Below are 20,792 nucleotides of genomic sequence, written 5' to 3'. Positions count from 1 at the left end.
GCCGCGGCGGGGTGGGCCTTGGGCCTACCCCGCCTGTTCCGCGCTCAGCGCGCTGATGCGCGCATCTTTCTCGTGCCAGAGCCGGCTGACCCAGGCCTGGACGTACTGGCGGAATTCCGGGTCGTTCTCGTAATCGCCCTGCCAGAGCGCCGGGTCCAGCTCGAGGGTCCGGATGTCCATGATGACCTGCGACACCTGGCCGCTCAGCAGCGCCCAGAAGCCGGGCACGCCATTGCCCGGGTAGACCAGGGTGACGTCCAGCACGGCATCCAGTTGTTCGCCCAGGGTCGCCAGCACGAAGGCCACGCCGCCGGACTTGGGCTTGAGCAGGTGCCGGTAGGGTGATTTCTGATTGGCGTGCTTGGCGGGGGTGAAGCGGGTGCCTTCGAGGTAGTTCACCACGGTCACCGGCATGCGCTTGAACTTCTCGCAGGCGGCGCGGGTGATCTCCAGGTCCTTGCCTTTCATCTCCGGATGCTCTTCCAGGAAGGCCTTGCTGTAGCGCTTCATGAAGGGATAGTCGAGGGCCCAGAAGGCCAGTCCGAGCAAGGGTACCCAGATCAGCTCCTTCTTCAGGAAGAACTTGAAGTAGGGCGCCTTGCGATTGAAGGCCTGGACCAGCGCCGGAATGTCGACCCAGGACTGGTGGTTGCTGATCACCAGGTAGGACGTGTCCGTGCGCAGGCCTTCGCCGCCGCGGATGTCCCACTGGGTGGGGGTGAAGGCGGCGAAGACGCGCTTGCAGTTCTCTGCCCAGGCTTCGGCAATCCACATCACGCCTCGGGAGCAGGCATCCTTCAGGTGCTGGCCAGGCAGGATGAACTTGAGCAGGGCGATGGCCAGCATGGGACCGATCAGGATCAGGGTGTTCAGCAAGAGCAGCAGAGTGGTGGCGATTCCGGTCAACAGTGCCCGCATGGCTCCTTGGCTCCTCGTCCGCCTGGATGTGCGCCATGATACGCAGTCGTCGATGACGCGACGAGCGGTTCTCCCGCCGCCGGGCCTTGCCCGTTCCCGGGGGGCGGGTATGCTTCTGGGCTCCCGCTGCCTCGCCGATGGCGAACCTTTTACCCATCCGCTCAGTCCCAGAACCGTATCCCCCAACCAGGAGCCACTGCGTTGAAATCCCTGATCGCTCTGCTTGCCCTGGTGGCGCTGCCCGCCCTCGCCGCCCAGGAACCCACTCTCTATGGCCGCTACGAATACGTGCGCCTGCCGGAGATCGGCCAGACCTTCAAGGCCAAGATGGATACCGGCGCCCTCACCGCCTCGCTCTCGGCCAAGGACATCGAGCGCTTCAAGCGCGATGGCGAGGACTGGGTGCGCTTCCGCCTGGCCACCAAGAATGCCGACGACACGGTGTTCGAGCACCGCCTGTCGCGCATCAGCAAGATCAAGAACCGCGCCGACGAACTGGGCGAGGAAGACGAAGCGCCCTCCGCCGAACTTTCCAAGCGCCCGGTGGTGGATATGGAAATGTGCCTGGGTGGCGTCAAGCGCACCGTGGAGGTCAACCTCACTGACCGTTCGAGCTTCAACTACCCACTGCTGATCGGCGCCAAGGCCCTGCGCGAGTTCAAGGCCGCCGTCTACCCCGGCCGCAAGTTCACCGCCGGCCAGCCCCAGTGCTGATTGACTGGCTGAAAACCTTGCGGCACCTTGCCCGTCACTTCCATGCGCCGGGACGCCCATGCCGCACATCCTCATCGTCGAAGATGAAGCCGCCATCGCCGACACCCTGATCTACGCCTTGCAGGCCGACGGCAACGCCACCACCTGGCTGAGCCTCGGCGGCCCGGCGCTGGAGCTGTTGCGCCAGCAGCCGGTGGACCTGGTGATCCTCGACGTCGGCCTGCCGGACACCAGCGGCTTCGAGCTGTGCAAGGCGCTGCGGCGCTTTTCCGAGGTGCCGGTGCTCTTTCTCACTGCGCGCAACGCCGAGATCGACCGGGTCGTCGGCCTGGAAATCGGCGCCGACGACTATGTGGTGAAGCCCTTCAGCCCACGCGAAGTGGCCGCGCGGGTGCGCGCCATCCTCAAACGCACCGCGCCCCGCGAGCCGGCCTCCGCACCCGCCGCCAACGGGCCCTTCCAGGTGGACGGCGAGCGGGTGCGCATCCACTACCACGGCCAGCCGTTGGGCCTGACCCGCCATGAGTTCCGCCTGCTCCAGGCGCTGCTGGCGCAGCCCGAGCGGGTATTCAGCCGCGAGCAGTTGCTGGACGCCCTGGGCGTGGCCAGCGAGGCGGGCTACGAGCGCAATATCGACAGCCACATCAAGAGCCTGCGCGCCAAGCTGCGCCAGGTGGCGCCGGCCGCCGAACCCATCCAGACCCATCGCGGCCTGGGCTACAGCTATTCGCCGGACCACGCCTGATGCCGCTGGGCATTCGCCTCTTCCTGGTCTACTTCCTCTTCGTCGGCCTCGCCGGCTGGTTCGTGCTCAGCACGGTGATGGACGAGATCCGTCCCGGCGTGCGCCAGTCCACCGAGGAGACCCTGGTGGACACCGCCAACCTGCTGGCGGAAATCCTCCGTGACGAGGTGCGCGCCGGCACCCTCGACCAGGGTCGCCTGCCCGAACTGCTGCGCGCCTACGGCCAGCGCCAGCCGGAAGCGGATATCTGGGGCGTGCGCAAGAACCGGGTCAACCACCGCATCTACGTCACCGACGACAAGGGCATCGTGCTGCTGGACTCCAGCGGCGCAGCGGTGGGCCAGGACTATTCGCGCTGGAACGATGTCTACCTCACCCTGCGTGGCCAGTACGGCGCGCGCTCCAGCCGGGAAGACCCGAGCGACCCGGATTCCTCGGTCATGTACGTGGCCGCGCCCATCCGCGACGGCGGACGGATCATCGGCGTCGTATCGGTGGCCAAGCCCAACGCCTCGCTGCAGCCCTACATCGAGCGTTCGCAGACGCGTCTGACCTGGCTCGGCGCCGGGCTGATCGGCCTCGGCCTGCTGGTGGGCGGGCTGCTGTCCTGGTGGCTCAGCCGCTCCCTGCGCCGCCTGCGCGACTACGCCCAGGCGGTGAGTGAAGGCCAGCGCGCCGAATTGCCGGGCATGAGCGGCGGCGAGCTGAGCCACCTGGCTGCCGCTGTGGAGCGCATGCGTACCCAGTTGGAAGGCAAGGCTTACGTCGAACGCTATGTGCACACACTCACCCACGAACTGAAGAGCCCGCTGGCGGCCATCCGTGGCGCCGCCGAGTTGCTGGAGGGGGAAATGCCGGCCGAGCAGCGGCAACGCTTTGTGGCCAATATCGGCAACGAAGGCGCGCGCCTGCAGCAGCTGATCGAGCGGTTGCTCAACCTGGCCCGGGTGGAGCAGCGCCAGGGCCTGGAGGAGCGGGTCCCTGTGGGCCTGCATGATCTCGCCGAGGAACTGCTGCAGGCCCAGGCGGCGCGCATCCAGGCGGCCGGACTCAGGGTGGAGAACCTCGTTGCACCAGGATTGTGCGCCTTGGGCGAGCGCTTCCTGCTCAGCCAGGCCCTGGCCAACCTGTTGGACAACGCCCTGGACTTCACCCCGACCGGCGGCCTGCTGCGGTTGGAGGCCGAACGGCGCGGCTCCTGGCTTGAATTGCGCCTGTTCAACCAGGGCGAGCCCATCCCCGAGTTCGCCCTGCCGCGCCTCACCGAACGCTTCTATTCCCTGCCGCGCCCCACAACGGGGCGCAAGAGCACGGGCCTTGGTCTCAATTTCGTGCAGGAAGTGGCGGGGCTCCATGGCGGCGAACTCGAGGTTCGCAACCGCGACGACGGCGTTCAGGCCTGTCTGCGACTGCCTGCCGTCGCGGATTGATATGCGGCCGCCGCCCGGCGACGCCGGCCGCTTCCACCATCGGCTATAAATTGACCAAGGCGATCCCCTTACTTTTGGCGGGCATCGCCATTGTGTATTCAGGTTTTGGCTTGATTCTTGATGCGGCCCTGATGCAGAGCGCCGAGCTTCGACTACAAGAAACACAGGCCCTTCAGGAGCTGCCGGATGAAAACAGTCGCCGAGATTCTCAAAGCCAAGTCCCATACCCGGATCTTCAGTGTCGACCCCACGACCACTGTGCTGGAAGCCGCCCTGCTGATGGCCGACAAGGACATCGGCGCGCTGGTGGTGATACAGGGTGGCGAACTGGTGGGCATAGTCACCGAGCGCGACTTCGTGCGCCGGGTCGCCGCCCTGGAGCGTTCGGCCTATGCCACCACCATCGAAGAGGTGATGACCTCCAACCTCTTCGTGGTGACCCTGCGCGACAGCAACCAGTACTGCATGCAGCTGATGACCGAGAAGAACCTGCGCCACCTGCCGGTGCTGGACGACGGCAAGCTGGTGGGCCTGCTGTCCATCCGCGACCTGGTGCGGGACATCACCGCCGAGCAGGAAAGCCTGATCAATCACCTGGAGCAGTACATTCGTGGGGCGTAGGCCGCGGCAGAGCCGCTTCTCTCTGTGGGGGCGAATTCATTCGCTAAGCAGGACGTAGTCCTGCCATCGGCCTTGCAGGGGCAACTGCGTTGCCCTTAGCGAATGAATTCGCCCCCACAGTAAGCGTCGCGAAGCGCACCTATGACTCCACCCAATCCCCACACAAACTCCACGATTCCCCCATAACCCCACCTCACCCGCTCCCCAGACTCTCCCCATCCCAACACAAGGAGAGTCGCCATGACCCGCACCCTGGGTTTCAAGCTGGGCATCATCGCCCTGCTGATGCTGTTGTTGATGATTCCGTTGATGCTGATCGAGGGCCTGATCGGCGAGCGCCAGCTGGCGCGCGATGGCGTGCTGGCCAACATCGCCCAGAGCTCCAGCTACAGCCAGCGGATAACCGGGCCGATCCTGGTGGTGCCCTACAAGCGCACGGTGCGCGAATGGAAGACCTATGAGCAGACCGGCCAGCGCCACCTCGAAGAGCGCGAGGTGAGCAGCCGGCTGTACTTCCTGCCCGAGCGTTTCAGCCTGGTCGGCAGCGTGGACACCGAGCTGCGCGCCCGGGGTATCTACAAGGCGCGGCTGTACAAGAGCGACAGCCAGATCAGCGGGCTGATCCTGGTGCCGGCCAATTACGGGATCAGCGAGGACCTTGCGGATTACCGCTTCGAACAGCCCTTCCTGGCGGTGGGCATCAGCGATATCCGCGGTATCGGCAATGCCTTGAAGCTGCGCCTGAACGGCCAGTCCCTGGACTTCCAGCCCGGCAGCGGCGACCGCCTGCTGAACGGCGGGGTGCACGTGCCCCTGGCACCCTTGCAGGCCGCGGTGCCGCAGAGCCTGGACTTCGCCTTCGACCTCAAGCTGCAAGGCACCTCCAGCCTCAGCATCACCCCGGTGGGCCGTGATTCGCGGGTGGAGCTGAGTTCTCCCTGGCCGCATCCGAGCTTCATCGGCGAGTTCCTGCCCAGCGAACGCAGCATCAGCGCCCAGGGCTTCAACGCGATCTGGCAGACCAGCTTCTTCGCCACCAACCTGCAGGAGGCGCTGGCCGACTGCGTGCGGCTGGGCCAGTGCAATGCCTTCAACTCGCGGGATTTCGGGGTGAGCTTCGTCGACCCGGTGGACCAGTACCTGAAGGCTGACCGCGCGATCAAATACGCCCTGCTGTTCATCGCCCTGACCTTCGCCGGCTTCTTCCTGGTGGAAGTGCTCAAGCGCCTGGCGGTGCACCCGGTGCAGTACGGCCTGGTGGGCCTGGCCCTGGCGTTCTTCTACCTGTTGCTGCTGTCGCTCTCCGAGCATCTGGAGTTCGTCCTGGCCTACGCCATCTCGGCGACGGCCTGCGTGGGACTGGTGGGTTTCTACCTCGGCCACGTGCTGCACAGCTGGGTGCGTGGCGGCGGCTTCACCCTGGGTCTCGCGGCGCTATACGGGATGCTCTACGGCCTGCTCAGCGCCGAGGATTACGCCCTGCTGATGGGATCCTTGCTGGTGTTCGGCCTGCTCGCCTGCGTGATGGTGCTGACCCGCAAGCTGGATTGGTACGGCGTTGGCCGCAACCTGCCGGCCAGTGGCAACTGAGAAGGCGAGCGGGAGGTGCGCAATGAGACTGATAGGGTTGCGTGACGATCAGGCGTGCGGTGCGGCGCTGGCGGCGAAGCTGGACAGGCTGTTCAGCGCCTGCCTGCCCCGCCCACGCAGTGGCTCGGGCTCAGTGCGCCGGAGCCGTGGCCTGCAGCGAGGGCCGCTGGCTGGCCGCTGAGTACCAGGCGGCGAGTTTCGGGCAGTCGCGGCGCCAGTTCAGGTCGGGCATGCGGAAGTCCAGGTAGCCCAGGGCGCAGGCGGCGCTGATGGCGGCCACGTCGAAGCGTTCGCCCAGTTCGTCGGCGGCCTCTTCGAAGGATTCCAGGGCGCGGTCGATCTTGCTGCACTGCCCCATCACCCAGTCGTCCCAGCGTTTGTCTTCCGGGCGCAGGAAGGTTTCGTAGCGCACCAGGATGGCGGCATCCAGCACCGCATCGGCCAGGGAAGCCAGGGTCAGGCGACGCCAGCGCGCCGCGCCGTCGCGGGGAATCAGCGGCTCGCCGCCGTGCTGGTGGTCGAAGTAGTCGAGAATCACCCGGCTGTCGTGCAGCACGCTGCCATCGTCCAGGCGCAGTGCCGGGATCTTGCCCGCGGGGTTATTGTCGTTCAGCTCGGCGCTGGGGTTCACCGGGGTCAGGGTGATGCCATGCAGGCTCACCGAGTCGAGCTGGCCGGTCTCGTGCAGCAGCACCATGACCTTGCGGACGTAGGGCGAGGTAGGAGAGAAGAAGAGGGTCAGGCTGGCGCTCATGCGGGGTCCTCGGCAGCTGCAGCGGTCTATTGGGGCAGTTATACCGCATTGGATTGCCTCCGGGCAGGCGGGTGCGGGCCTGGGTCCTCGCGTCGCGACATCCTTGTAGGGGCGATTTCAATCGCCAAGCAGGCCGAAGGTCTGCCCATCGACCCCATGGGGCAGCTCCGCTGCCCTCAGCGAATGAATTCGCCCCCACAGGAAAAGCAGGCCGAGGCGATGGGTCAATAGCGGATCATCACCAGTCGGTCCTGCGCCGACTCGGCGCCCCAGACCTCGCCCGTGCGCCCGGACAGCTGGGTCACCTGGGCGTTCGGCCGGTCGCTGGGGAAGCTGGCGAAGAGCCGGCTGAAGGGGTTGAAGCGCATGATGGCGTTGGTGCGGAAGTCGCTCAGCCAGACCCGTTCCTGTTCGTCGACATAGAGGGCATGGGCGTCGGCGTTGCCGCCAGGGATCTTCCAACTGCTCCAGGTCTCGCCCAGCGGGTCGTAGCGACTGAGGCTGCCGCTGCCGGCCTCGCTGACCCAGAGGGTGCCGCGCGAGTCGCTCCAGATCAGGCGCGGACCGGAGCTGGCATCCGGCACATCCACTACCTTGACGTGGCCAGTGGTGGGGTCGATGCAGGCGATGTGAAGGGCGTTCTGGTTGGCGTACCAGACCTCGCCGCTGGGCGTCACCGTGATGCCAGTGGGGCCGGGGCCGCCTGGCGCTGGCCAGACTTCGACCGTGCCGTTGGCCGGCTTGAAACGGCCGAAGACACCGCGCTGGCCGGTGAACCAGAGGTCGCCGTTGCGATCCAGTGCGATGCCTTCGAGGTCGGTTCCGGCAGCGTTGCCCTTGAGGACGTGGACGCGTACCGAGAGGTCCTCCGGATTGACCCGGACCAGGGCATCGAGGCCACGGTCGCTCACCCAGGCGCTGCCGTCCTGGTCCACCACCAGCGCGCGCGGCGAGGAGCCGACGCCCAGGGGCACCAGCTGGATCTGGCCGGTGATGGGGTCGAGCAGGCCGACGGCGCCCTGGCGCTGGGCCGTGAACCAGACGCGCCCGTCAGTGGCCGGCGCTACGTCCTGCGGCCCGGTGCCCACGGGGACGGGGTAGTAGGTGACATCTGCCGCTGAAGCGGTCCCGCAGAGCAGGACCGCGAGCAGGGCGAAGGCGAATGGGCGGATCATGACGGCGGCCTCCGTGTCTTGAGTAGTACCTCAATCGACGCCTGGGGCCGCCAGGGGTTCGGGTGAATGTGCCGAGTGGCACCGTTCGAAAGGGGGCCGCCTGGGGCGGGGAATCGCCAACGGGGCCTAGGGTGGACATCGCTTTTCATGTCCACCATTCGCGGCCCGGCCAGACGCCGATGGTGGACCGGTGAAGCGTGGTCCACCCTACGAAAGCGGCCGACGCTAGTCCTTCGGCACGACGCGCACGAACCAGTCGCTGTAGCGCTCGATCCGTACCGGCAGGCTCGGTGGCAGCGCGGCGAGGGCGCGGTCGCTGTCGTGCAGGGGGAAGCTGCCGCTGATGTGCAGGTCGGCGATGGACGAATCCACGCCCAGGTAGCCGGCGCGGTATTCGCCGATGCGCGCAACCAGGTCGGCCAGGCGCACGTTGTCTACCACCAGCATGCCGCGGCTCCAGGCATCCGCCGCGAGGGGCGCAGCCAGGCTGGGCTCCAGGGCGTAGTCGTGCATCAGCACCTGCTGGCCTTCGCGAATGATGCGCTCGCCCTCGGCTCGCGCCGGACGCGCGGCGACCGCCGAGCGCAGCACGATCAGGCGCGTGCCGCCGGCTTCGCGGCGCACCAGGAAGCGGGTGCCCAACGGGCGCAGGTCGCCGTCCTCGGTGGCGACCACGAAGGGCCGCGGGTCGCCGTGGCCGGTCTCCACCAGGATTTCCCCGCTGCGCAGGACGAGCCGGCGTTGGTCGGCACTGAAGTCGATATCCAGGGCGCTGCGGCTGTTCAGGCGCACCCGGGTTCGGTCGGCCAGTTGCAGTTCGCGCTGTTCGCCGCTGGCGGTCATTTCGTCGGCCAGCCAGTCGCCAAGCGGGCGCTGCTGGCTGAGCAGGCCGAGGCCCAGGCCGGTCAGCAGGACCATGCCGAGCAGGCCGCGGCTGGCACGGTGCAGTCGCCTGCGCGCCTGGCTGTCGGCACGCAGCAGGGCGCGGCGGGCTGCGCTCGGGGCGGCGGCTCCGAGCTGGGCGTCGAGGCCGCTCAACTGGGCCCAGGCACGGGCGTGTTCGGGGTGCGCAGCGTGCCAGCGGCTGAAGGCGTTGCGCTCCTGGTCGCCGGCCTCGCCCGAATCCAGGCAGAGTTGCCAGCCGATGGCTTCGTCCAGCACCTGTGCGGAAACCGGGCCGCCTTTCATGTCGGCGCTCCATAGAGGGCGATGTAGCACTGGCGCAGGCCCTGGGCGAGGTATTGGCGCACGCGCGGCACGGAGACCCCGAGGCGCTCGGCGATCTCGGCGTGGGTCATGCCGTCGAGTCGGTTGTAGAGGAAGGCGCTGCGCGCCTTGCTGGAAAGCTTGCCGAGCAGGCGGTCGATCTCGCGCAGGGCTTCCAGGGCCAGGGCCTGGTCTTCCGGGCTGGGCTGCACGTTTTCCGGCACCAGCGCGAGTTCGTCGAGGTAGGCCCGTTCCAGGGCGCTACGGCGGAAGTGGTCGATCATCAGTCCGCGGGCGATGGTGGCGAGCAGGGCGCGGGGTTCGCGCAGGCGCAGCTGCTCGGGCTTGCCCAGCAGGCGCATGAAGGTGTCCTGGCCGAGGTCCTCGGCGCGTTGCGGGCAGCTCAGGTTCTTGCGCAGCCAGCCGAGCAACCAGGCGCGATGGTCGCGATAGAGCAGTTCCACCAGGTGGTGGTTTGTGGAATCCCCAGCAGGCACCGTATCCCCCCGCACAGCTAAAGCGGAATCAAAACGAGAATAATTCGCGAATGATGTCAGAGACTGGCCAATAGCCGCAATTGCAGGCTGTCGGATGCCGCTGTGAGCCTGAACGCGTACCTGGCGAGTCAGGTTCAGAGGGCGGGGGCGTGCTGGCGGCGTTGCCAGCGGGCCAGGGCGGATGCCAGTGCGGCGGGGCTTTCCAATCCCTGGCGGCGGGCTCGGCTGAACAGGATCAGGGCGATCTCGGCGGTGACCAGGGCGTCGGCGCTGGCGTTGTGGCGCTGCTGCACCTGCAGGCCGAAGTGCTCGATCCAGTCGTCCAGACCGCCGTTACGGATACCGGCCTCTGGGCAGAGCATGGGCGCCAGCTCGGCGATGTCGAGGAAAGTGTGGCGCAGGCGGTGGTCGAGGTCGTGCTTGAGGGCGCGGCCGAGCATGCGCTGGTCGAAGGTGGCGTGGAAGGCCAGCAGCGGGCTGTCGCCGAGGAACTCCATGAAGCCCAGCAGGGCTTCCGCCGGCTCCACACCAGCGGCCAGTTCGCTCGGGGCTATGCCGTGGATCAGCACGCTGGCGCTGAGCTTGCCGGTGTCGCGCTGCAGGGTGCATTCGAACTGGCTGCCGAGGTCGATGGCGGCATCGAAGATACTCACCGCGCCGATGGACAGCACCAGGTCGCGGCTCATGTTCAGGCCACTGGTTTCCAGGTCGAGGACCACGAAGCGCTGCTCGCGCAGGGGACGCTCATCCAGGGGTTGGGGATCGGGCAGGCGGTCGCGGCGGTCGGCGAGGTCCGGGTCTATGGGCGTGCGGCGGGTGAACCAGGGGAAAGCGTTCATAGTTGATAGCGTAGCGCCAGGCTGGATTGCAGGCGCTGGGCCTGGCGGAAGGACTCGCGCAGGATGCGCCGGTCCAGGTGGTTGAGGGTATCCGGGTCGAGCCGGTTGGAGTAGGGCAGGCCCTGGCGCGCCTGGTGCTGGTGCTGCTGCATTCGGGTCAGCTGGATGAAATGGTAGGCCTCTTCATAGGCGGCGCCGTCCTGGGCATCCACCACCTCGCGTTCCACCAGCTGGCGCACGCGTTCCAGGGTGTTGCAGGCGCTGATGCCATGGGCCAGGGCGAGAAGCCTGGCGCCGTCGACGAAGGGGGTCAGCCCCTGGATCTTCAGGTCGAGGGTGTCCTTCTCGGCACCCTTGCGAGCCACCACGAAGTCGCGGAAGCGGCCCACCGGCGGGCGCTGGCGCAGGGCGTTGTCGGCCAGCATGCGCTGGAACAGGCTGTTGTCCGCCACCAGGACCAGCAACTCCCGCTGCAGCGCTTCGCAGCCCTCAAGGGGGCCCCAGACGGCGCGCAGGTCGAAGTAGATGCTCGAACCCAGCAGGCTCTCCGGGGTGGCCTCGCGGACGAAGCCGGCGAACCGGCGGCTCCACTCGCTGCGCGACAGGCAGAGCTGCGGGTTGCCGGCCATGATGCCGCCCTTGCACAGCTCGAAGCCGCACTGCGCCAGCGCCTGGTTGATGCGCTCGGCCAGCGGCAGCAGGCGCCCACGGGTGAGCGCAGCCTCAGCGGCGTCCGCTGCCTCGAAGAGGATGCCGTTGTCCTGGTCGGTGTGCAGGGTCTGCTCGCAGCGCCCTTCGCTGCCGAAGCAGAGCCAGGTGAAGGGAATGCCCGGATCGCCCATTTCCTCGATGGTCAGTTCGATCACCCGGCACACCGTGTGGTCGTTGAGCAGCGTGATGATGCGGGTGATCTGGGTCGAGCTGGCACCGTGGGCGAGCATGTTGTCTACCAGGCGCTGGATCTCGCCGCGCAGGGCGGCCAGGGTCTCGACCCGGCCGGCATGGCGGATGGTGCGCGCCAGGTGCACCAGGTCGACCCGCTGCAGGGAGAACAGGTCGCGCTCGGAAACCACCCCGGAGAGGCGCTCGCCGTTGACCACGCAAACGTGGGCGATGTGCCGCTCGGTCATGGCCAGGGCGGCGTCGAAGGCACTGGCCTCGGGCGGCAGGTGGAAGGGCGTCTGGGTCATGACGTCGGCGATGGGCCTGGCCAGGTCCGCGCTGGAGTCGGCGATCACCCGGCGCAGGTCACGCAGGGTGAAGATTCCCAGCGGTCGCTGTCTGGAGTCGACTATCACGATGCTGCCCACCTGCTGCTCGTGCATCAGCCGTACGGCGTCGCGCAGGGGCAGTTCCGGCAGGCAGGCGATGGGCTGGCGCACCGCCAGCTCGCTCAGGCGGGTATCCAGGGAGTACTGGGCGCCGAGGGTTTCCACCGCGCGCAGCTGTACCTGCTGGTTGACCTGGTCGAGCAGGCTGCTGACCCCGCGCAGGGCGAAGTCGCGGAAGGGGTTGGAAAGGGCAAACAGCTTGACGAAGGCGGCTTTGCCCAACAGCAGGCAGAAGGTGTCCTCGCCGGCCAGGTGCTCGGTGCGGGTGGCGCGCTCGCCGAGCAGGGCCGCCAGGGGAAAGCACTCGCCGCTGGCTATCTCGAAGGTGGTTTCGGTACCGCGCCGGGCCGAGTGCGGCCGTTCGCCGACCACGCGGCCCTGCTTGACGATGTAGAAGTGCTCCACCGGCCCGTCCAGGGGCTTGATGATGGAGTCGCCGGCGGCATAGAAGCGCAGCAGGCAGTGCTCGACGAGGAAGGCCAGGTGGGCGCTTTCCATCTGGTTGAAGGGTGGGTATTTCTGCAGGAACTCCATGGTGCCGTGGATGTTCTGCATCACCGCCTGCTTGCCGGCCTGGGCAAAGGCGTCTGCCTTGTTCATGGACCTGCCTGCCTTGTTCTTGTTAGTGGACCAATGCTGCTCGCGACCGGGCGCGACACAAATTGGACGTAAGTCTAACCACGAACACCGCCGGATAAGAGCGAAAGGCTACCGTTCGGCGGCTAATGCGTTCTGCACGGGAACTTGCGTGCATTTTGCGCATCCGACCAGCGAGCCCCGTGCTAAAGCTAAAAAGTGCGGGTAGTGGGCCTGCTAGGGAAGGTCCAATCGAGGACGACCCCATGAGTTACGGTGACCTGCTGAGTGAGGCTGAGCTGCAAGCGCTTGAGGAAATCATGCGCGTACCCAGCGCGCCGCCCAGCGTACTGCTGGTGGACGACGACGAGGTCGGGCGCGATGCCCTGGCCGACGAACTGGTTGCCCAGGGCATTCCCTGCATCACTGCCGACAACGGCGAGCAGGCCCTGGCGCTGCTGGCTGCGCGGCCCTCCATCGGCCTGATGATCACCGAGCTGCACATGCAAAGCGGCAGCGGCCTGGAACTGGTGCGCCAGATTCGCCAGTCGGCGCGGCCGAGCCTGCCGGTCATCATCGTTGCCGGCAACGCCGACGTGCAGGACGCCATCGAGGCGATGCACATGAAGGTGGTGGACTTCCTCCTCAAACCTGTGGACATGAGCCGCCTGACCAACCTCGTAGGCAATGAGCTGGGCACGCCGCCCCAGCCCAAGGCGCCACCTCCGCCACCTCGGGTGCGCCCCAGGCCGGAGAAGCCGAAAGCCAAAGCGAAAGTTATCGCGCTGAAAAGCGCCTGAAGAAACCGCCAGGGAAAGGCGGTTTTTTTATGCCTGCGCGACGATCAGGTCACTGACTACCCGGTCATTCATGGCCCCTATTCGTGTTCGAAGTGCATTGCTTCTGGCTGGTTTGTGATCAATATAGTTAGACCGGTCTATATAATCAGATCGGCTTGACCACTTTCGCCAACAGAAGGAATCCAGCCATGGCACATGATCAGCAGATGCAGGCAAGGCTAGAAGCCGTGATAAGCGTCACCCCGTTCGCGCGACTGATGGGCGCCCAGGTCAGTTCGATAGGGGGCGGTACCGTCGAGTTCGAGATCGACGTAAAGCCTGAACTGATGCACCAGCATCACGGCTACGTGCATGGTGCTGTCGTCGGTTTCATGGCCGACAGTGCCTGCGCCTGGGCGGCGGCCTCGGTGGCGGGCGATGTGGTGACTTCCGAATACAAGCTGAACCTGCTGGCTCCAGCGGTGGGGGAGCGGCTGCTGGCGAAAGGACGGGTGGTGAAGTCCTCGGGGCGGTTGCTGGTTGTTCTGGCGGAAGTCTTCGCCCGGCTGGGTGGGAAGGAAACCCTGGTGGCCATGGCATTGGCCACGGTGGCGAAGGTTGGCGGCGAGGGTGGTCGCTGATGGACGACATACTTCCTCGCGGCTATGCGCCGCTGTTTCGCAGCAGTCCCTTTCTGGATCTGCTCGGACCGTTGTACTACTGGCAGGATGATCAGGAGGGGATGGTCATTGCCTTGCGGGTCGAGCAGAAACACTGCAACCAGCGCGGCACAGCCCATGGCGGATTGCTCTGCAGTCTCGCGGACGTTGCCCTTGGTTATTCCACCGCCTACTCCCGAGAACCGCCGCTGGCCATGGCGACGGTCAACCTCAATCTGGACTTCTGCGGTGCGGCCCGTCTGGGGGATCTTCTCGAAGTGCGCACGCACATCCAGAAGATCGGCCAACGCCTGGCCTTCGCCAGCGCGTCTATCGACACTGGAGAGCAGCCGGTAGCCCGCGCCAGCGCCGTGTTTCATATTCCCTGAGGCTTGGGGCATCCTTGGCGCGCGCCGGCCAGCCGGCGCGCTGTTCCCGTATGGAGAGAAGCCTTGCCGAAGAAATCCAACGCCGCTGACCGAGTAATACGTGCCACCGCTTCGTTGCTGGCAAGCCGAGGCTATTTCGGCACCGGCCTGGGCGACATCATTGCCCGTTCGGAAACACCCAAAGGTTCGCTCTACCATTACTTTCCGGACGGCAAATCGGCGATCGTCAGTGCCGCCATCGATTTCGTCGCCGACGAGGTGTTGCAGCACCTCGAGCATGCCGGCGAGAAGGCGCCCCATGCGCGCAATGCCCTGCTTCGTTTTACCGCGACCTTGCGCGGCTGGCTGGAGGCTTCGGCTTTCGCCGAGTCCTGCCCGATTTTCGCCACGACCCTGAGCATTGACGACGAGCTGCAACAGGTCCACCTGCGCTGCCGCAGGGCCTTGCAGGAGTGGCAGGGGAGTTTCGAACGGTCACTTTGCGCCGATGGCCTGGACACCGCCTCGGCGCGCAGCCGGGCCTGGCTGATCATCGCGGCGCTGGAAGGAGCATTGGGAGTAGCCAGGGCGCAGCAGTCGCTGGAGGCTCTGGACCTGGTAGAGGGGGAGCTACTGGCCTTGTTGCCGCAGTAGCTTTACCTCGAGCTGGCCCCTTTCCACTAGGGGGATGGTGGGCTGAACCCCACCCTACCGGCGATTCGCACCGGCAAAGAAAAACCGCCCCGAAGGGCGGTTTTTCATGGGCAGGCCTCAGAGGCCGTTCTTCGCCTTGAACTCGCGGCGACGACGGTGCAGGACCGGCTCGGTGTAGCCATTGGGCTGCGCGGTGCCTTCCACCACCAGTTCCAGCGCGGCCTGGAAGGCCACGTTGTCGGCGAAGTTAGGCGCCATCGGGCGGTACAGCGAGTCGCTGGCGTTCTGCCGGTCGACCACGGCGGCCATGCGTTCCAGGCTCTCGACGATCTGTTCCTTGCTGACCACGCCATGGCGCAGCCAGTTGGCCAGCAGCTGGCTGGAGATACGCAGGGTGGCGCGGTCTTCCATCAGGCCGACATCGTTGATGTCCGGTACTTTGGAGCAGCCGACGCCCTGGTCGATCCAGCGCACTACATAGCCGAGGATGCCCTGGGCGTTGTTGTCCAGTTCGTTCTGAATCTCGTCAGCGCTCCAGTTGGTGTTCGACGCCAGCGGGATGGTCAGGATGTCGTCCACCGAAGCCGGGGCGCGCTTGGCCAGTTCGGCCTGACGGGCGAACACGTCGACCTTGTGGTAGTGCAGCGCGTGCAGGGTGGCGGCGGTCGGCGAGGGTACCCAGGCGGTGTTGGCGCCCGCCAGCGGGTGGCCGATCTTCTGCTCGAGCATCCCGGCCATCAGGTCCGGCATGGCCCACATGCCCTTGCCGATCTGCGCCTTGCCCTGCAGGCCGGTGGCCAGGCCGACGTCGACGTTGTTGTTCTCGTAGGCGCCGATCCACTTCTCGGTCTTCATGGCGCCCTTGCGCACCATGGCGCCAGCTTCCATGGAGGTGTGGATTTCGTCACCGGTGCGGTCGAGGAAGCCGGTGTTGATGAACACCACGCGCTCGGCGGCGGCCTTGATGCAAGCCTTGAGGTTGATGGTGGTACGGCGCTCCTCGTCCATGATGCCAACCTTCAGGGTGTTGCGCGGCAGGCCCAGCACATCTTCCACGCGGCCGAAGATTTCGGTGGCGAAGGCCACTTCTTCCGGACCGTGCATCTTCGGCTTGACGATGTACATCGAGCCGGTGCGGGTGTTCTTGCGGCTGGTGTTGCCCTTCAGGTTGTGCAGCGCGATCAGGCCGGTGAACAGGCCGTCCTGGATGCCTTCCGGTACTTCGTTGCCGGCGGCGTCGAGGATGGCCGGGTTGGTCATCAGGTGGCCGACGTTGCGCACGAACAGCAGGCTGCGGCCGTGCAGGGTCAGCTCGGCACCGTCGGCCTTGGTGTAGACGCGGTCCGGGTTCATGGTGCGGGTGAAGGTCTGGCCGCCCTTGCTGACAGCTTCAGCGAGGTCGCCCTTCATCAGGCCCAGCCAGTTGCGGTAGACCACGACCTTGTCGTCGGCATCGACCGCGGCGACCGAGTCTTCGCAGTCCATGATGGTGGTCAGCGCGGACTCCATCAGCACGTCCTTCACGCCGGCGGCGTCAGTCTGGCCGATGGGGCTGGTCGGGTCGATCTGGATTTCGAAGTGCAGGCCGTTGTTCTTCAGCAGCACGGCGGCAGGCTTGGCGGCCTCGCCCTGGAAGGCGATGAACTGGGCGGCTTGCTTCAGGCCGACCTCACTGCCGTTCTTCAGGGTCACGGCGAGCTGGCCGTTCTTGACCACGTAGGCGGCCGCGTCGACGTGGGAAGCACCTTCCAGCGGCGCGGCTTCGTCGAGGAAGGCGCGGGCGAAGGCGATCACCTTGTCACCGCGAACCTTGTTGTAGCCCTTGCCTTTCTCGGCGCCACCTTCTTCGCTGATGGCATCGGTGCCGTAGAGGGCGTCGTAGAGCGAACCCCAGCGGGCGTTGGCGGCGTTCAGGGCGAAGCGCGCGTTCATCACCGGTACGACCAGCTGCGGGCCGGCCATGCGGGCGATTTCTTCGTCGACATTCTGGGTGGCGGCCTGGAAGTCGGCCGGTTCCGGCAGCAGGTAGCCGATCTCCTGGAGGAACGCCTTGTAGGCCACGGCGTCATGGGCCTGGCCGGCGCGCGCCTGGTGCCAGGCGTCGATCTTGGCCTGCAATTCATCGCGTTTGGCGAGGAGGGCTTTGTTCTTCGGAGCCAGGTCATTGATGACGGCTTCCACACCGGCCCAGAACGTATCGGCGGCAATGCCGGTTCCGGGGATGGCTTCGTTGTTCACGAAGTCGAACAGGACTCTGGCGACCTGAAGGCCACCGACTTGAACGCGCTCAGTCATTGCTTGCCTCACTCTGCTCAATATCCGTTCGGACAGGGGTTCTCCCTTCTTGTAGTCCGAAGCGCGGCATACTACATGAAGCCGTCGCGAAAATCAGCGGGGTCGCGTCGTTATGCGACTAAAAGCTGGTTTACGGTCACGACGGCGGGCAGAATGTTCTCAAAAAACTGGCGTATTGTTCCAGCTAAATCTGAAAAATGTACACGATTTATTTTTCAGATGAACTGCGACAGGCCGTCGCACATCGTTTGATGGCCTTTTCGCGCAGCTTTCAGGGCATTTCCTATACTCCGTCGAGCCTCGCCCGGAGCCACACCATGCCCGTTCGCCCTGCCACCCGCAGAGACCTCGACGACTTCGCCAGCCTGTTTGCCGGCTACCTGGACTTCTACGAGGTGCCCAGACCGCTGCCGGAGATTCGCGCCTTTCTCGAAGAGCGCATGCAGCATGGCGATTCGACCCTGCTGATCGCCCGTGATGGTGCGGGGAGCGCTCAGGGCTTCGTGCAGCTGTATCCCTTTCATTCATCGCTGGCGATGGCGCCGGCCTGGTTGTTGAGCGATCTTTATGTAGTGCCCGCAGCCCGGCGTCAGGGGGTGGGCGAAGACCTGATGAACGCCGCTCGCGCCCACGCTGAAACTACCGGCGCCTGCGGCATCCAGCTGGAAACCGCGAAGACCAACCTCGCCGGCCAGGCGCTCTATGAGCGGCTTGGCTATGTGCGGGACGAGGTCTTCTTCACCTACTGGCTGAGCCTGGCCTGAGGCCAGGCGCCGGTTGCCACTATGAGGAGTCGAGCGTGGATCATCTGGTATTAACGGTCATAGCGCCTGATCAGCCCGGGCTGGTCGAGCGCATCGCCCAGTGCATCGCCGCCCATGGCGGCAACTGGCTGGAAAGCCGCATGTCACGCATGGCCGGGCAGTTCGCCGGAATCTTGCGAGTAGCGGTGCCGGCCGAGGGCTACGATGAGCTGGTGGAGGGGCTGCAGGGCCTGAGCTCCCATGGCATCCGCGTGATGCTGGCACAGAGCGGCATCGAGCCGGCCTGTACCTGGAAGCCGATCCTGCTGGACCTGGTGGGCAACGACAGGCCGGGGATTGTCCGCGACATCACCCGGCTGCTGACGGAACTGGGGGTCAACCTGGAAAGCCTGGTCACCGAGGTGGCGCCAGCGCCCATGAGCAGCGAGCCGCTGTTCCACGCCGAGGCGGTGCTGGCGGTGCCGCTGACCCTGTCACTGGACGTGCTGCAGGCCAAGCTGGAGACCCTGGCCGATGACCTGATGGTGGAGTTGAACCTGCATCAGGAGAAGTGAGGCGTCATTGCATGGCCCCCGACGGTGGAAATCCGCCACGCGGATTTCCACCCTACGCCGGGTTCCGGCCCTTGTAGGGTGGATCGCGCTTCATCGATCCACCGCTGGGGCGGGGCTCAGGCGTTGCGCCGCAGGGTGAGCCAGGCGTCGACGCTGTAGATGGCCAGGCCCGCCCAGATGAAGGAGAAAGCCACCAGCTTGCTCGGGTCGAAGTGCTCGTCGAACAGGAAGATCGCCTGCAGCATCACCAGGGTTGGCGCCAGGTACTGGAGGAAGCCCAGGGTGGTATAGGGCAGGTGGCGCGCCGCGGCGTTGAAACACACCAGAGGTACCAGGGTGATGGGGCCGGCGGCGACCAGCCAGAGGGCTTCCGGCGTGCTCCAGAACGCGGCCTGACTGGAGGCTGCATTCGGGCTGAGCAGCAACCAGCCGATGGCCAGGGGCAGCAGCAGCCAGGTTTCCACCACCAGGCCGGGCAGGGCCTTCACCGGTGCCTGCTTGCGGATCAGTCCGTAGAAACCGAAGGTCAGCGCCAGGGTCAGGGACACCCAGGGCAGCGCGCCCACCTGCCAGATCTGCTGCGCCACGCCGATGGCCGCCAGCAGTACCGCGATCCATTGCAGGCGCCGCAGGCGTTCGCCGAGGATCAGCATCCCCAGCAGCACGTTGACCAGCGGGTTGATGTAGTAGCCGAGGCTCGCCTCCAGCATGCGGCCGTTGTTCACCGCCCAGACGTAGACCAGCCAGTTGCCGGCGATCAGCATGCCGCTGGCGGCGAGCACGCCGAAGCGCTTGGGGTTGTCGCGCAACTCGCGCAGCCAGCCGGGGTGTTTCCAGACCAGCAGCAGGAGCGCGCCGAACAGGGCGGACCAGAGGGCGCGATGGACGATTATCTCCAGCGCGGGAACGCTCTGGATGGCTTTGAAATAGAGCGGAAAGAGTCCCCAGATGATGTAGGCGGTGAGCCCCAGGATGTACCCGCGGCGCGGGTCGGCGGTGGCCATGGAATGTCCTTGCTTAGGCAGCTAACGAGTAGTGCGACATTCTAGTGGGCGGTGGCGGAGCTTGTCTGTGCGCTCAGGTTTTTTCCGCAAGGCTGCGCAAGCGAAACGCGTAAGGCTGGCTTTACGCCTGCTTGCGAGGGCGCCTTCCACTCTTTTGTGGGGGCGATTTCAATCGCTGAGCGGACCGCAGGTTCGCCCGGGGTGGTTATTGGGGCTGCTGCGCAGCCCTTAGCGAATGAATTCGCCCCCACAAGGGAACGCGGAGAGAATCCGACCGCTCAGAACAGCTTCAACGGCGCTTCGTCCAGCGCCGACAGCTGTTCGCGCAGGGTCAGGATCTGGTCGCCCCAATAGCGTTCGCTGCCGAACCAGGAGAAGTGCATCGGGAAGGCCGGGTCGTCCCAGCGGCGGGCGATCCAGGCGCTGTGGTGCATCAGGCGCAGGGTGCGCAGGCCTTCGATCAGCGGCAGTTCGCGTGGGTCGAAGTCATGGAACTCCTGGTAACCGTCCATCAGCTCGGCGAGTTGGCCGAGGCGTTCCTGGCGCTCGCCGGCCAGCATCATCCACAGGTCCTGCACCGCCGGGCCCATGCGGCAGTCGTCCAGGTCCACCATGTGGAAGACCTCGTCGCGGCACAGCAGGTTGCCGGGGTGGCAATCGCCGTGCAGGCGGATCGGCTGGTAGCGCACCTCGGCGAACAACTTGTCCAGGCGCTTGAGCAGGTCGCGGGCCACCGACTCGTAGGCCGGCAGCAGGCTTCGCGGAATGAAATTGCCTTCCAGCAGGGTGGCCAGGGATTGGTGGCCGAAGTTGTCCACCGCCAGGGTTTCGCGATGCTCGAAGGGGCGTGTGGCGCCCACCGCGTGCAGGCGGCCGAGCAACTGGCCGAGACGGTAGAGCTGGTCCAGGTTGCCCGGCTCCGGCGCGCGACCGCCGCGGCGGGGGAAGAGGGCGAAGCGGAAGCCGGCGTGTTCGAACAGGCTTTCGCCTTCGCGCACCAGCGGCGCCACCACCGGCACCTCGCATTCGGCCAGTTCGGCGCTGAAGCCGTGCTCTTCACGTATGGCCGCGTCGCTCCAGCGCTGGGGCCGGTAGAACTTGGCGATCAGCGGCTCGGCGTCCTCGATGCCCACCTGGTAGACGCGGTTCTCGTAGCTGTTGAGGGCGAGTATCCGTGCATCGCTGAGGTAGCCGATACCTTCCACGGCATCCAGTACCAGGTCGGGGGTGAGGTCATCGAAGGGGTGAGACATGGGCGGCTCCGGCAGTAAGGCGCCCAGTCTATCGCCATTGGCCGCGCAGCGTGTGCTCGGCTGGGC

Annotated in this window: 20 protein-coding genes and 1 pseudogene; 11 read left to right on the top strand and 10 right to left on the bottom strand. The window is 66.0% G+C overall.

What is annotated here, in order from left to right; all coding sequences use genetic code 11:
• Positions 1-24: 24 nt before the first annotated feature.
• Positions 25-918, bottom strand: a complete 894-nt coding sequence (locus E8F11_RS13280; RefSeq protein WP_280289280.1) for an acyltransferase — start codon at positions 916-918, stop codon at positions 25-27.
• Positions 919-1,119: 201 nt separating this feature from the next.
• Between E8F11_RS13280 and E8F11_RS13275 the strand changes: the two genes are divergently transcribed.
• The 5 genes from E8F11_RS13275 (at position 1,120) to creD (ending at position 6,018) form a co-directional block, all read left to right on the top strand.
• Positions 1,120-1,632, top strand: a complete 513-nt coding sequence (locus tag E8F11_RS13275) for an ATP-dependent zinc protease (RefSeq protein WP_280289279.1) — start codon at positions 1,120-1,122, stop codon at positions 1,630-1,632.
• A 58-nt stretch (positions 1,633-1,690) separates the two neighbouring features.
• The gene (gene creB / locus E8F11_RS13270) at positions 1,691-2,377 is read left to right on the top strand and encodes a two-component system response regulator CreB (protein WP_280289278.1); all 687 of its coding nucleotides are present in this window, start codon (positions 1,691-1,693) and stop codon (positions 2,375-2,377) included.
• Entirely contained in the window at positions 2,377-3,807 is a 1,431-nt protein-coding gene (gene creC / locus E8F11_RS13265; protein WP_280289277.1) for a two-component system sensor histidine kinase CreC, read from the top strand. The genes creB and creC overlap by 1 nt, the downstream gene beginning before the upstream one ends.
• A gap of 186 nt (positions 3,808-3,993) precedes the next feature.
• A complete protein-coding gene (locus tag E8F11_RS13260) occupies positions 3,994-4,428 on the top strand; it encodes a CBS domain-containing protein (RefSeq protein ID WP_280289276.1) in 435 nt (144 codons plus the stop codon).
• A gap of 240 nt (positions 4,429-4,668) precedes the next feature.
• Positions 4,669-6,018, top strand: coding sequence for a cell envelope integrity protein CreD (gene creD, locus E8F11_RS13255; RefSeq protein WP_280289275.1), 1,350 nt, complete (start codon positions 4,669-4,671; stop codon positions 6,016-6,018).
• Between the two features lie 130 nt (positions 6,019-6,148).
• Here the strand turns inward: creD and E8F11_RS13250 are convergent, their stop codons facing one another.
• From E8F11_RS13250 to E8F11_RS13225, 6 genes are all read right to left on the bottom strand, one after another.
• Entirely contained in the window at positions 6,149-6,772 is a 624-nt protein-coding gene (locus tag E8F11_RS13250; protein ID WP_280289274.1) for a glutathione S-transferase family protein, read from the bottom strand.
• A gap of 224 nt (positions 6,773-6,996) precedes the next feature.
• Positions 6,997-7,947 carry a lyase gene (locus E8F11_RS13245; RefSeq protein ID WP_280289273.1) on the bottom strand — a complete coding sequence of 317 codons (951 nt, stop codon included), beginning with the start codon at positions 7,945-7,947 and terminating at the stop codon, positions 6,997-6,999.
• Positions 7,948-8,172: 225 nt separating this feature from the next.
• On the bottom strand, positions 8,173-9,135 hold the full coding sequence (locus E8F11_RS13240; protein WP_280289272.1) for a FecR family protein: 963 nt from the start codon (positions 9,133-9,135) through the stop codon (positions 8,173-8,175).
• Positions 9,132-9,650: an RNA polymerase sigma factor gene (locus tag E8F11_RS13235; protein WP_280289271.1), complete on the bottom strand. Its 519-nt coding sequence runs from the start codon at positions 9,648-9,650 to the stop codon at positions 9,132-9,134. The genes E8F11_RS13240 and E8F11_RS13235 overlap by 4 nt, the downstream gene beginning before the upstream one ends.
• Before the next feature lie 134 nt (positions 9,651-9,784).
• Complete coding sequence (locus E8F11_RS13230) at positions 9,785-10,489, bottom strand: 3'-5' exonuclease (protein WP_280289270.1); 705 nt, start codon at positions 10,487-10,489, stop codon at positions 9,785-9,787.
• Complete coding sequence (locus tag E8F11_RS13225; RefSeq protein WP_280289269.1) at positions 10,486-12,420, bottom strand: putative nucleotidyltransferase substrate binding domain-containing protein; 1,935 nt, start codon at positions 12,418-12,420, stop codon at positions 10,486-10,488. The genes E8F11_RS13230 and E8F11_RS13225 overlap by 4 nt, the downstream gene beginning before the upstream one ends.
• Positions 12,421-12,662: 242 nt before the next feature.
• Here E8F11_RS13225 and E8F11_RS13220 point away from each other — a divergent pair.
• From E8F11_RS13220 to E8F11_RS13205, 4 genes and pseudogenes are all read left to right on the top strand, one after another.
• Positions 12,663-13,103, top strand: a pseudogene (locus tag E8F11_RS13220) (response regulator); the annotation flags it as partial.
• 281 nt (positions 13,104-13,384) lie between these two features.
• On the top strand, positions 13,385-13,816 hold the full coding sequence (locus E8F11_RS13215) for a PaaI family thioesterase (RefSeq protein WP_280289268.1): 432 nt from the start codon (positions 13,385-13,387) through the stop codon (positions 13,814-13,816).
• Positions 13,813-14,223, top strand: a complete 411-nt coding sequence (locus E8F11_RS13210; protein ID WP_280289298.1) for a PaaI family thioesterase — start codon at positions 13,813-13,815, stop codon at positions 14,221-14,223. Before E8F11_RS13215 ends, E8F11_RS13210 begins: the two co-directional genes overlap by 4 nt.
• 63 nt (positions 14,224-14,286) lie before the next feature.
• Entirely contained in the window at positions 14,287-14,856 is a 570-nt protein-coding gene (locus E8F11_RS13205) for a TetR/AcrR family transcriptional regulator (protein ID WP_280289267.1), read from the top strand.
• 117 nt (positions 14,857-14,973) lie between these two features.
• Here E8F11_RS13205 and E8F11_RS13200 read toward each other — a convergent pair whose 3' ends face one another.
• Positions 14,974-17,151 (bottom strand): malate synthase G, encoded by a 2,178-nt coding sequence (locus tag E8F11_RS13200; protein WP_280289266.1) that lies wholly within the window; start codon positions 17,149-17,151, stop codon positions 14,974-14,976.
• A gap of 317 nt (positions 17,152-17,468) precedes the next feature.
• Here E8F11_RS13200 and E8F11_RS13195 point away from each other — a divergent pair, with 317 nt between their 5' ends.
• Positions 17,469-17,915, top strand: coding sequence for a GNAT family N-acetyltransferase (locus E8F11_RS13195; protein WP_280289265.1), 447 nt, complete (start codon positions 17,469-17,471; stop codon positions 17,913-17,915).
• Positions 17,916-17,950: 35 nt separating this feature from the next.
• On the top strand, positions 17,951-18,469 hold the full coding sequence (locus E8F11_RS13190; RefSeq protein WP_280289264.1) for a glycine cleavage system protein R: 519 nt from the start codon (positions 17,951-17,953) through the stop codon (positions 18,467-18,469).
• Positions 18,470-18,585: 116 nt separating this feature from the next.
• Here E8F11_RS13190 and rarD read toward each other — a convergent pair whose 3' ends face one another.
• Positions 18,586-19,473 carry an EamA family transporter RarD gene (gene rarD / locus E8F11_RS13185; protein WP_280289263.1) on the bottom strand — a complete coding sequence of 296 codons (888 nt, stop codon included), beginning with the start codon at positions 19,471-19,473 and terminating at the stop codon, positions 18,586-18,588.
• Between the two features lie 278 nt (positions 19,474-19,751).
• On the bottom strand, positions 19,752-20,726 hold the full coding sequence (locus tag E8F11_RS13180; RefSeq protein ID WP_280289262.1) for a serine/threonine protein kinase: 975 nt from the start codon (positions 20,724-20,726) through the stop codon (positions 19,752-19,754).
• Positions 20,727-20,792 lie beyond the last annotated feature (66 nt).

This window comes from Pseudomonas sp. BN417, assembly GCF_029871205.1.
Classification (GTDB): Bacteria; Pseudomonadota; Gammaproteobacteria; order Pseudomonadales; family Pseudomonadaceae; genus Metapseudomonas.
Note: the sequence above shows the minus strand (reverse complement) of the source record. Positions and strands in the feature narration are given on the sequence as shown.